Below are 12,124 nucleotides of genomic sequence, written 5' to 3' on the forward strand. Positions count from 1 at the left end.
TATGTCATCGACAAAACGGCAAGAGCTCAGAATCTTGCCCGCATTAGAGAGGGAAGAAGATGTTAAAATCAATTCGTTTGCTGGGATTTTCTGCATTATTATCCGCTAGTTTTTCTTTAACCCTATGGGGCCAGACAAAACCGACCGACACCTACCGGCAATTGGAATTGTTCAGTAACGTATTTGAGAAAATCCGTTCCCAATATGTTGAATCCGTAAAAGACCAGGAGTTGATTGAAGCTGCCCTCCGCGGGATGGTATCATCGCTTGATCCCCATTCCAGCTATTTGACGGAAAAAGAATTTAAAGCCATGAATGATGAGATTCGCGGTTTTGCGGGTCTCGGCATGCAGGTCGTTTTAGAGGAAGGGGTTGTGAAAGTTGTTTCTCCTATTGATGATACCCCCGCCTTCCGAGCGGGCATCCAATCTGGTGATTTGGTCATTGCGATTGACGGGGAGCAAGTTTTTGGCCTGACGCTTGAGCAAGCTGTGGCTAAACTGCGGGGCCCGATTGGCACAAAAGTGACCATTACCGTGAAAAGGCCTCAACAAGAACCGTTCGATTTGTCATTGGTTCGGGAAAAAATCATCCAAAAAAGCGTTCGTTCCAGGTTAGAAAACGGCAATATCGGCTATTTGCGGGTCAGCGAATTTACGGATAATACCTACTCAACCTTGGTTGAAGAAATTAAAAAATTAAAAGAACAAAGTAAAAATCAGTTGATCGGCTTTGTCCTTGATTTACGCAATAATCCGGGCGGCCTCCTGACGCAAGCCATCTCGGTCAGCGATGCTTTCTTGGAAAAAGGCGAGATTGTTTCCGTTAAAGGGCGCGATGACCGCGATATGAAACGATTCAATGCCACTGCCGGTGATTTGACCGATGGGTTACCCTTGATTGTCTTAATCAACCAAGGTTCCGCCTCCGCTTCCGAAATTGTTTCCGGAGCCTTGCAAGACCAGCAACGCGCCATTATCATGGGTGTTAAAAGCTTCGGCAAAGGATCAGTTCAAAGCATTATCCCCCTTCCCGGATACGGGGCGGTTAAATTTACGACCCAGTTTTATTACACCCCCTCCGGTCGTTCGATTCAAAAAATCGGGATTGAACCGGATATTATGGTGGAACAAGCTAAAATTGAAACGATTGCACAAGGCCAGGCTTATAGTGAATCAAGCCTTAAAAACAGCTTGAATAACCCCAACCAAAAACCGGAGCAGACGGAAAATCCGACCAACAACCCTACAACGCAAGGGCAAACGACCACGGCAACCACTACTCCTCCAGTTGATTATCAATTACAGCGGGCAACTGACTTATTGCGGGGATTAGCCTTAATAAATAAAAAACCGAAATAGTTTTATTGCTGCAGGGGGGGCCTGTGCATTCCCCCTTCGGTTTTATTTTGTTGCATAATATTTCATAAAATCATGTCTCACTTCACCATTCGCCGTCAACCGCGCCGAAATGTTTATCGCCTTGGAGTGGGTATTGTGTTATTCAATCCAGTGGGAAAGGTTTTGGTTGGCCAACGTCTGGACATGCAATCAGACGCCTGGCAAATGCCCCAAGGGGGCATTGATGCCGATGAAACCCCCTTAGAGGCGGTATGGCGCGAAATGGAAGAAGAGATCGGTACGCGCAACGCCGAATTATTAGGGGAAAGCCGCGGGTGGTTCACTTATAAGTTGCCGCCAGGTTTGAAAAAAATACTTTGGAGTGGAAAATACCTTGGTCAGCGGCAAAAATGGTTTGCTTTCCGTTTTTTGGGAACAGATCAAGATATCAATATTCAGACACCGCATCCTGAGTTTCGAAACTGGCAATGGGTGGAATTCCAAGAATTGCCAAACCTAATCGTTCCCTTTAAGAAAGATTTATACGAACAAATTGTCAAGGAATTTGAACCGCTGAAACAAGGATGGTTGGCCAGCAATCCTGTTTCTCCCTTTTAATCCCAAGGTAATGGGTAGATACGGGGTTTGATAGGAATACCTTTTCCCTGGTCCGATGTTTTCCGAGCTTCTGGTGTAAGGATGGGACTGATCCAGACTTGGTTGATTTTACGAAAGTAAAAGTAGGATCTGAATGAGGATCGGCTGAAAATCCCTCGCTCACCGGATCAACATTCGAAATGACCAACTTATCCCAAATGATTTTTTGTGAACCCGGATTAAAGCGCATGGCCCGCAATGCCGGTCGCTGATACTCTTCAGGGATATCCCCCTTAGTGAGAGACAAAATTTTAAGGAAAATACAGATTGGGAAAGGTTTGGCAAACCTTTCAAAAGCCCCTTTATATCGCTGTTAGGCTATAATCCTCGATAGGAATAGTCCCCTTGTACGGGAGGTTCAAAAAATTTAACCGCAGGACCTTCATTATTATTGTTTTCTTGCGCCAACCCATCATGCGATTGCATTATTCCCCCTACCAACAATAAAATTGTGAGCAGATAATATGTATAAATTTTGCTCATTCTGAGAAAACCTCTTATACACGAAAAATAGCCATCATATTTTATGTGGTGATTCTGCCATAAAATCATAGATTTTAGCCAGCTTGCGTGATCAACTTAAAAAAACGCTTTTGGGCAATATTTTAAATGGGGGATGAATAGTAGCGGTGTTCCTGACAGGAGTAGAGTATGATAGGGAAATATTGAGGATTCGTATAACTTACAGCTGCGGTTGTATGACTTGCTTACGCAATTTTTGGCCGCGGTAAGCAACCAACTTCGTCAATCCCTTCGTCATTAATTGACTTATTTGGCCTTGTGGCTCTAACCCAACCGCCTTCATCACCATGCTGCTGGCTTTACGCAAATGATATTGCTGATATAAAGGATAGACCCTGGCGCCATATTCCGCTGAATATCGGGAATGGCTGTAACTGTTGTCCATCACACTGTTAGCGGCATAATAAGCATAAGGCAATTCGTCATCACCTTCAGATTCCCACATTCGGCCCAACGCGATGATTAACCGTCGTAGCTTGCCAACATTTTCTTTCTTCAGATAGCGTTTCAAATGGATATAGAACAATTTATAATGGCGGAATTCATCCGCCGCAATCAGGCGGCATATTTCTTTCAACAAGGGCTCTTGGCTGGCATCCCTTAAGGCAGTATAGTAAGAAGTGGTGCCAGTTTCAACAATACAGCGGGCAATTAATTCTCCACTGCGACTGCCGCGAATGGAGGCAGAGGAGTTGACGGCAATTTTATACCCTTCAGCAAAGCGCTTGAAACAGGATTGATAGTTAAAAGTTGGATCAACCATTTCGGCCCAACGCCCTAGAGCTTGGCCGTGCTGGACTTCTTCAACCGCCCAATCTCTGGCGGCATCTTGAAATTCCAAATCATCATGAAAAACATTTTTGAGGTAAGTCGCGTAGTCTGCAGCATTCGACTCAACCATGCTGGCTGCCTTGACAATCGGTACTAATTCGGGTTTGACGAGGTGAGGGTTAAAATCCTGCCAAGAAATATCATCAAGAGTCCAGTTTTTCATTTTTCCAGCACCTGTTGGTTTCTCTTAATCTAAAAACCCCTAAAACATAGCATAAGAGTTATCTTTTGGATACAAAAAAAATATACTCCCCACCAATAGAAGAAAGCAAAAGTTTAGTAAAGCCATAAAATCGGCAAGAGTTAGAAAGCTTTCCTATAGATTATATTTAGGCTTTTTTATCTCGTTCCTTCCCATGCTTAAAATGATCCATTCTGGTGAATTTTCGTAAGTGAGGTGAGTGGTGCGATGTAAAGCATCGGATAACCAGGACAGAAAGGATAACAACGTATTGAAAGCTGTTTCATTATGAATTTCTTCCGGCGCTATATCCATTTCTATCTTATCATCCTCAAAGAAGTGGCAGTTGACCTCGATATTACCTACAAGAAAAAATCTCATCGTAGTGGCTAGGCCTCTGTCTCGAAAATGAAGTACGGATTTAAAATTTAAAAGTATTTTCCCTTTTTCTGGACCATGCCAAAACTGGGGATGAAAATGCGACAAAATCTGTGCAATAAAAAGATCCCATAAGGCCGCATCCGCCTCGAAAACATAAATATCGCGCAGCGATCCGTCGCACTCAAAATGGGATTTTAGCAATTCCCAATAGTTTATGTTTTGCTGTTCCATGGCTCTTAACGTGACGATGAAGAGTATCGATTAGGCGATTGTTCCGCCCTGCAGAACCCCAAAGCTTTGTAAAGAAAACTTTTTACCCATACACATTCGGCTCTAAAGCGTCGATTTGGGCTTGCATAACAACCAGTTGTTTTTCGTAAAAAACTTGCTGCTCTGGTTTGGGTTCAACCTTTTGATCTTCTTGCAGGCGGCTGATCTGTTTTTCCAATTGGGCACGGTTAATTTGCTCTACCTTGACCGCTTGGGTTGCAAGAATGGCACAATGGCTTGGGGTAATTTCGGCAAATCCACCACTTACGAATATTTTCTCAAAAACCGTTGTTTCATTGAAAACTACCACAACGCCAGCACGCAACAAGGAAATGAAGGGGGCATGGCCAGGCAATGCCGAAAAATCACCTAATTCTCCCGGCACGACCACATTGGTTACCTCTTGACTAAAGATAACTCTTTCTGGGGTAATGATCTCAAGTTTTATTGTTTCCCCTGCCATTCATCCATTCCTTTTCGGTTATGTGACCCTTAAGCAGCCTCTGCCGCCATCTTTTTGGCTTTTTCTACCACTTGGTCAATCGTTCCCGTCATGTAAAAGGCCGATTCGGGCAGGTCATCATACTCGCCTGCAACAATTCCTTTAAAGCCACGGATGGTTTCTTCTAAGCTTACAAACACCCCAGGGGTGTTGGTAAAGACCTCGGCTACATGGAAGGGTTGTGAAAGGAAGCGTTGGATCTTACGGGCACGAGAGACCGTTAGTTTATCATCTTCCGATAATTCATCCATTCCCAAAATTGCAATAATATCTTGAAGCGATTTATACGTTTGCAAAACCCGCTGCACATTGCGGGCAACCTTATAATGTTCTTCGCCAACAATCCTTGGGTCCAACATACGGCTGGTCGAATCCAATGGATCAACCGCCGGATAAATGCCCAATTCAGCAATCTGGCGCGACAACACCGTGGTGGCATCCAAATGGCTGAAAGAGGTGGCGGGAGCCGGATCAGTTAAATCGTCCGCTGGCACATAAATGGCCTGCACGGATGTAATTGACCCCTTTTTGGTAGTGGTGATACGTTCTTGCAGCATCCCCATTTCCGTGGCTAAGGTCGGCTGATAACCAACGGCTGATGGAATACGTCCCAAAAGGGCTGAAACCTCAGACCCTGCTTGCGTAAACCTAAAAATATTATCCACAAAGAACAGTACGTCTTGCCCATCTTGGTCACGAAAATTTTCAGCAATGGTTAATGCTGATAAAGCAACCCGGGCGCGCGCTCCGGGCGGTTCATTCATTTGCCCGTACACCAGGGCAACCTTGGATCCTGGCCCATCCAAACGAATAACTTTAGAATCTATCATTTCATGGTATAAATCATTGCCTTCGCGCGTCCGTTCGCCAACCCCTGCAAATACCGAAACGCCGCCATGGGCTTTGGCCACGTTATTGATCAGTTCTTGAATTAAAACGGTCTTGCCAACCCCAGCGCCACCGAATAAGCCGATTTTGCCGCCCCTGGCATAAGGCGCCAACAAATCGACGACCTTAATGCCAGTGACTAAAATCTGGGCCTGGGTAGATTGATCAGCAAAACTGGGGGCCAAGCGATGAATCGGCATGGTTTTACTAGCTTTTACAGGGCCACGTTCATCAATCGGATCACCGATGACATTTAAAATACGGCCTAACGTCTCGGGCCCAACCGGCATATTGATTGGCTGCCCCGTATCCCTGACCTCTTGGCCACGTACCAAGCCTTCGGTTGAATCCATAGCAATGGCCCGTACTGTATTTTCGCCTAAATGCTGCGCCACTTCAAATACCAAGGTTTTTCCTTGGTTTTTTGTCGTAAGTGCATTTAATATCGAAGGCAATTCTTGATCAAAATGCACATCCACTACTGCACCCAGAACCTGGCTTATCTTACCAATCTTTTGTTTTTCCATTCTTTGGAAGCTCCCTTAGATAAAAATATCATATCAACTTGGATAATAAATTAGACCGCTTCGGCCCCAGAAATAATTTCAATCAATTCTTTGGTGATATAGGCTTGGCGGCTGCGATTATAGAAAATGGTCAAACGGTTGATCATATCCCCAGCGTTCCGGGTAGCGTTATCCATTGCAGCCATTCGTGCACCCTGCTCACCAGCCGCACTTTCAAGCAACGCTTTATATAATTGCACGGCCAGGTTACGCGGCAACAATTCCTCGAGTATTTGTTCGGGTTGCGGTTCATATTCATACAGAGCAGTCGGTTCAGCAATCTCTACTTTCTTGCTATCCACGCTTCCTACATCAAGGCTTTCCTGCCAAACGGGAATGATGGTTTGCAAAGTTACAATCTGGCTGATCACCGACTTAAAACGGTTATAGATAACCGTACAAACATCAAATTCACTGGCTTCATACATCTGCTGCAATTGCCGCACCAATTCCTCAACCAGATTAAAAGCAATCGGTGATTTCATGATGGATTCGGGTGCATCCAATAATAAATGGGCATATTCGCGCTTTAAAAGATCCCGTCCCTTGCGCCCCAAGGGTAAAATCTTGACCGTTTTCCCTTTCGCCAGTAGATCACGAATTTGGCGGCGGGTAGCGCGTACGATGGAGCTGTTGAAACTGCCACATAAGCCGCGATCCGAGGTCACCGGTATCAGAAGATGGATGTTTTGTTGTTCCCTGCCCTTCAATAAAGAAGGGCTGTCGTCAAATTGGGAAGATTGCTTGGTCAATTCAACCATTAATTGCTGCATCCGTTCCGCGTACGGGCGCGACGCCTCCGCCTGCTCTTGGGCCCTGCGTAATTTGGCAGCCGAAACCATCTTCATCGCAGAAGTGATCTTCTGCGTTGATTTCACGCTATTAATACGAAGCTTGAGATCTTTTAAGCTGGGCATCTTATCGTATCACCAAAAATAACCAAAAATTAAGCAAAGGCCTTCACAAATTTATCCAGAACCGCCCGCAACATTTCTTCCACTTTAGCAGAAATTTCTTTCTGTTGGCGGATTGAGTCAAGAATCCCTGGATGCTTTGAGCGAATTTCTTGCAAGAAAGCATTTTCAAAACGCATGATCTGATCTGCTTTAATCGTATCCAAATAACCGCGCACACCGCAGAAAATAGATACAACTTGCTCTTCAACTGGCATTGGTTTGAATTGGTCTTGTTTTAAAAGTTCCGTTAAGCGCGCACCGCGCGCGAGCAACCGCTGAGTTGAGGCGTCCAAATCGGAGGCAAATTGGGCAAAGGCAGCCATTTCGCGGTACTGAGCCAATTCAAGCTTAATGCGCCCTGCCACCTGTTTCATCGCTTTAATCTGGGCTGCTGAGCCAACCCGGCTTACCGAAATACCCACGTTAATGGCCGGACGGATGCCTTTGTAAAACAAGCTGGTTTCCAAGAATATCTGCCCGTCCGTAATTGAAATCACGTTGGTTGGGATATAAGCAGAAACATCCCCAGCTTGGGTTTCAATGATGGGCAATGCCGTTAAAGAACCACCCTTATTTTCATCATTTAATTTCGCTGCTCGTTCCAACAAACGCGAATGCAAATAGAACACATCGCCAGGATAGGCTTCGCGTCCGGGCGGACGACGCAACAGCAAGGACATTTGCCGGTAAGCAACCGCTTGCTTGGATAAATCATCATAAATAATCAAGGCATGCATGCCGTTATCGCGGAAAAACTCACCCATCGTGCACCCGCTATAAGGAGCTAAAAACTGTAACGGGGCAGGTTCTGATGCTGTGGCTGCCACAATGATCGTATATTCCAAAGCGCCAGCATCTTGAAGCTGCTTGACGATTTGAGCAACGGTTGAGCGTTTTTGACCAATCGCCACATAAATACAATATAATTTATTTTTTTCATCATTGCTGGCATGGGCCGTCTTTTGATTGATGATGGTGTCAATGGCAACAGCTGTTTTACCGGTTTGGCGGTCACCAATGATCAGTTCGCGCTGGCCACGACCGACCGGCACCAAACTATCAATCGCTTTTAACCCCGTTTGCATCGGCTCATGAACAGAACGGCGAGCAATGATCCCCGGTGCTTTGACTTCCACCCGGCGACGTTCCACTTTTTGCAAAGGCCCCTTGCCATCAATGGGGTTGCCTAAGGCATCAACCACCCGACCCAATAATCCGCGACCGACCGGCACATCAACAATATCCCGGGTTCTTTTAACCACGTCGCCTTCTTTAATGCCCCGGTCTTCCCCGAATAAAACAACACCGACATTGTCGGTTTCAAGGTTCAAGGCCATCCCGCGAACGCCGTTGGCAAATTCAACCATTTCTCCGGCTTGCACATTATCAAACCCATACACACGGGCAACCCCATCACCTACGGACAGAACCTGGCCTATCTCCGCCACATCGGCACCAGCATCAAAATTTTTTATTTGTTGTTTAATAATAGCAGAAACTTCTGCGGCGCGGATATCCATTTATCCGACTCCTCTCATCATTTGTTGTAAACGTGCTAATTTAGATTGCAGGGAAGCATCAATCACCCGACTGCCGATTTTAATTTTCATTCCGGCAATCAAATTTTGGTCAATTTGAAAATTGACCTGAACATTCTTGGCAACTTGTGCAGCTAACATTTTTTTAACTTCCTCTTGTTGCAAACCATCCAATGCTTGCGCGCTGGTCACTTCAGCCTCAAACCCACCCTCTTTTGCGATTTGGAAATGGCGTATATAAGTGAAAATTTCCTTAAGAAGATAAAAACGCCGCTGGCGCAGCAATAACAAAAAGAACTTTTTAAGCAATTCATCCGTTTTCAATTGCTTAGTCAGTTCATTCATCAGGGATTGTTGACGCGGGGGTGCAATGCGAGGGTCGGTCAAGAACGAAGCTAATTTTTTTTCTTGTGCTAATAAATTTACAAATTGTTGCAACTGACCGATCATTTCTTGGGAATTCTTGGCATCTTGCGCCAATTCAAAAAATGCAATGGCATAGCGACGGGAAACCCCATCTATCGTTGCTGTCTTTGCCTGTTCCGTCATTGCTTCAAGCCCGTTTAAAATGTCAAAAAACCGTCGCCTTACACTTAATCAATCAAAGCATTTATCAATATAATGTTTATATTTTACAAAACAACAACAAACCCCTGCCTTATCCATAAAAAAGTAAGGTGATGCCCAAAAAATCACAGTGATAAATTTTCTGCTCTTTTTCAAGCACAATCCCTCTGCCCTGTCAATTTATAAATTGACAGGGCTTTACGGATTTGGCCTAAGGGAATCGTTGCTATCGTATTTTTTTAAATATGGATGGCTTGGGTATTAAACGCTGCCCAGGCAGCTTCTTTAATAGCCTCGTTAAAAGTGGGGTGGGCATGGAAGCTGCGCGCTAGATCCTCGGCTGAACCTGAAAATTCCATCGCCACCACGCATTCATGGATTAATGTGCCAGCATCCGGGGCAATAATATGGACGCCCAAGATTTTATCGGTGGCAGCATCAGCCAAAACCTTTACAAAACCTTGGGTTTCACTTACGGCACGAGCGCGGCTGTTCGCTTGCAGCGGAAATTTCCCGATCCGGTAAGAAACATTATCTTTCTTCAATTCCTCTTCGGTTTTACCCACCGTTGCAATTTCAGGTGATGTATAAACCACTCCGGGTACGGTCGCATAATTGACATGTCCCGATTGGCCTGCCAATATTTCTGCCACTGCAATCCCCTCTTCCTCAGCTTTATGAGCCAACATGGGGCCTGTAATAACATCGCCGATGGCATAAACACCTGCAACGGAGGTTTGGAAATGGTTGTCGGTGATGATCCGGCCACGCTCATCACATTTGACCCCTAATTTTTCTAAACCCAAATTTTTACTATTGGGAGTGCGCCCAACGGCTACCAAAACCTTATCCGCTTCTAATACCTGTTCTGCCCCACCTTGAACCCCTTGGCAACGCACCTGCACCAATTTACCCTTTTTTTCGACCCCTAAAACCTTTGTACCTAAAACAAAATTTATCCCTTGCTTGGTAACAATCCGCTGGAAAGTTTTGGCAAGTTCTTGATCCATATTGGGCAAAATCCGGTCGGCATACTCAACCACCGTAACCTGGCTGCCCAACCGCTGCCAAACCGATCCTAATTCCAAACCGATATAACCACCGCCAATCACCACTAATTTGCCAGGGGCGGGGTTAAAAGATAAGGCACCTGTCGATGAAACAATATCTATTTCATCCACCGTTACACCTGGAACATTGCTGCTTTCAGAGCCTGTGGCAATAATAATTTTTTGGGCCTGCAACAATTGTTCCTGATTGTTATTTCTGACCATAATTTTGCCGGGCGAATCGAGCACAGCTTGCCCCTGGACAAAGGTGATCTTATTTTTGCGGAATAACCCTTCAATCCCTTTGGTCAAATCATCAACCACCTTATTTTTATAATCCATCATGGTTACTAAATTAATCGTGGGTTCTTTCACCTGGATACCATAAATGGCTACATGTTGACGGATTGCCTCATATTCCGCCGATACATGCAACAAAGCTTTGGAGGGGATACAGCCAATATTTAAGCAAGTCCCGCCCAGCTTGGCTCGCTTATCAATACACACAACCTTTTTACCCAATTGCGCGGCACGAATGGCCGCGACATAACCGCCCGGCCCACCCCCAATAATCGCCACATCATATATTGCTGTTTCCATTTGGCTTTATCCATTCATTCAGGTGATGCTAAACGTCAAATAATAAACGCTGCGGTTCTTCTAAATATTCTTTAATCCGTACCAAAAAGGTGACGGCCTCTTTGCCATCAATCAACCGGTGATCATAAGAAACCGCCAAATACATCATTGGGCGGATTTCAATCTTGTCTTGGATGGCAACGGGGCGCATTTGGATTTTATGCATCCCTAAAATAGCGGATTGCGGCGGATTGAGAATCGGGGTGGATAACAAAGATCCATAAACCCCGCCATTCGTAATCGTAAAAGTGCCGCCCGTTAAATCATCCATCGATAATTTACCATCGCGCGCTTTCTTGCTGAGTTCGCCAATTTTGTTTTCAATTTGTGCAAAGGTTAATTGATCGGCATCCCTAACAATTGGCACCACCAACCCTTGTTCTGTCCCAACGGCAACACCGATATCATAGTATTTCTTGTAAACAATTTCATCATCACGAATTTCTGCATTCACAACCGGCATTTCTTTTAAGGCTTGCGTGCAAGCTTTGACAAAGAAAGACATAAACCCAAGCTTTACCCCATGCTTTTTCTCAAAACCTTCCTTATATTTACTGCGGAAAAGGTTGATTTCCGTCATATCCACTTCATTGAAGGTGGTCAGCATAGCAGCAGTATTTTGTGCCATTTTCAACCGTTCTGCGATCCGTCGCCGTAAGCGGCTCATCGGTACTTTTTCCTCAAGCCGCAAGGCGGAAGGGATGGTGGCAACGTTTCCGGCAGCAGGTGATTTTGGTGAAGTTTCAGATGAGGTAACTTTTGGCTGTGCCGCTGTTTTAGCAGCAGCCAAGACATCGCCTTTGGTGATCCGGTTATCTTTCCCAGATCCCTGAATATCCTCAGGTTTCAAGTTGTTTTCTGGCAACAATTTACGCACGGCTGGTGATTGCTGTTCAATGGCAGAAGGAATGGGTTTGACAGCTTCCGTTTTTCCAACAGCGAGCGTTTTACCCTCTACCGCCAATTTATTTCCAGCAGAGGTAGGAGCGGCGTTTTTCTGCTTTTCATCAACATAGCCCAGAACCGTCCCAACCATCACCGTTTGGTCGGCTTTGACTTGTAAATCTTGTAAAACACCAGCAACTGGCGCCAACACTTCAACCGTTACCTTATCGGTTTCAAGTTCGGCAATCGGTTCATCTGCCGCAACCAAGTCACCAGCTTTTTTCAGCCATTTTGCCACCGTTGCTTCTGTAACTGATTCGCCCATCGCGGGGACTTTAATCGGTGTTGGCAT

At 45.2% G+C, this 12,124-nt stretch carries 12 protein-coding genes; 2 read left to right on the forward strand and 10 right to left on the reverse strand.

Going from position 1 to position 12,124, the window contains the following annotated elements:
- Nucleotides 1–59: 59 nt before the first annotated feature.
- Both IPP67_08480 and IPP67_08485 read left to right on the forward strand, forming a co-directional pair.
- Complete coding sequence (locus tag IPP67_08480; protein MBL0339175.1) at nt 60–1,361, forward strand: S41 family peptidase; 1,302 nt, start codon at nt 60–62, stop codon at nt 1,359–1,361.
- Between the two features lie 72 nt (nt 1,362–1,433).
- Entirely contained in the window at nt 1,434–1,958 is a 525-nt protein-coding gene (locus tag IPP67_08485) for an RNA pyrophosphohydrolase (protein ID MBL0339176.1), read from the forward strand.
- A gap of 357 nt (nt 1,959–2,315) precedes the next feature.
- Here the strand turns inward: IPP67_08485 and IPP67_08490 are convergent, their stop codons facing one another.
- The 10 genes from IPP67_08490 to odhB all read right to left on the reverse strand — a co-directional run bounded on the left by IPP67_08490 (nt 2,316) and on the right by odhB (nt 12,124).
- A complete protein-coding gene (locus tag IPP67_08490) occupies nt 2,316–2,480 on the reverse strand; it encodes a hypothetical protein (protein MBL0339177.1) in 165 nt (54 codons plus the stop codon).
- Between the two features lie 199 nt (nt 2,481–2,679).
- Nucleotides 2,680–3,513, reverse strand: a complete 834-nt coding sequence (locus tag IPP67_08495; GenBank protein ID MBL0339178.1) for a ferritin-like domain-containing protein — start codon at nt 3,511–3,513, stop codon at nt 2,680–2,682.
- Between the two features lie 153 nt (nt 3,514–3,666).
- Nucleotides 3,667–4,143: a hypothetical protein gene (locus tag IPP67_08500; protein MBL0339179.1), complete on the reverse strand. Its 477-nt coding sequence runs from the start codon at nt 4,141–4,143 to the stop codon at nt 3,667–3,669.
- 82 nt (nt 4,144–4,225) lie between these two features.
- On the reverse strand, nt 4,226–4,645 hold the full coding sequence (gene atpC / locus IPP67_08505; GenBank protein MBL0339180.1) for an ATP synthase F1 subunit epsilon: 420 nt from the start codon (nt 4,643–4,645) through the stop codon (nt 4,226–4,228).
- A gap of 29 nt (nt 4,646–4,674) precedes the next feature.
- On the reverse strand, nt 4,675–6,099 hold the full coding sequence (gene atpD / locus IPP67_08510; protein ID MBL0339181.1) for a F0F1 ATP synthase subunit beta: 1,425 nt from the start codon (nt 6,097–6,099) through the stop codon (nt 4,675–4,677).
- 50 nt (nt 6,100–6,149) lie between these two features.
- Entirely contained in the window at nt 6,150–7,055 is a 906-nt protein-coding gene (locus IPP67_08515) for a F0F1 ATP synthase subunit gamma (GenBank protein ID MBL0339182.1), read from the reverse strand.
- Between the two features lie 29 nt (nt 7,056–7,084).
- Nucleotides 7,085–8,614, reverse strand: coding sequence for a F0F1 ATP synthase subunit alpha (locus tag IPP67_08520; protein ID MBL0339183.1), 1,530 nt, complete (start codon nt 8,612–8,614; stop codon nt 7,085–7,087).
- Nucleotides 8,615–9,181: an ATP synthase F1 subunit delta gene (gene atpH / locus IPP67_08525; GenBank protein ID MBL0339184.1), complete on the reverse strand. Its 567-nt coding sequence runs from the start codon at nt 9,179–9,181 to the stop codon at nt 8,615–8,617.
- 257 nt (nt 9,182–9,438) lie between these two features.
- The gene (gene lpdA, locus IPP67_08530) at nt 9,439–10,848 is read right to left on the reverse strand and encodes a dihydrolipoyl dehydrogenase (GenBank protein MBL0339185.1); all 1,410 of its coding nucleotides are present in this window, start codon (nt 10,846–10,848) and stop codon (nt 9,439–9,441) included.
- A gap of 28 nt (nt 10,849–10,876) precedes the next feature.
- Entirely contained in the window at nt 10,877–12,124 is a 1,248-nt protein-coding gene (odhB, locus tag IPP67_08535) for a 2-oxoglutarate dehydrogenase complex dihydrolipoyllysine-residue succinyltransferase (GenBank protein MBL0339186.1), read from the reverse strand.

The organism is Rhodospirillaceae bacterium (assembly GCA_016722635.1).
GTDB lineage: Bacteria > Pseudomonadota > Alphaproteobacteria > JAEUKQ01 > JAEUKQ01 > JAEUKQ01.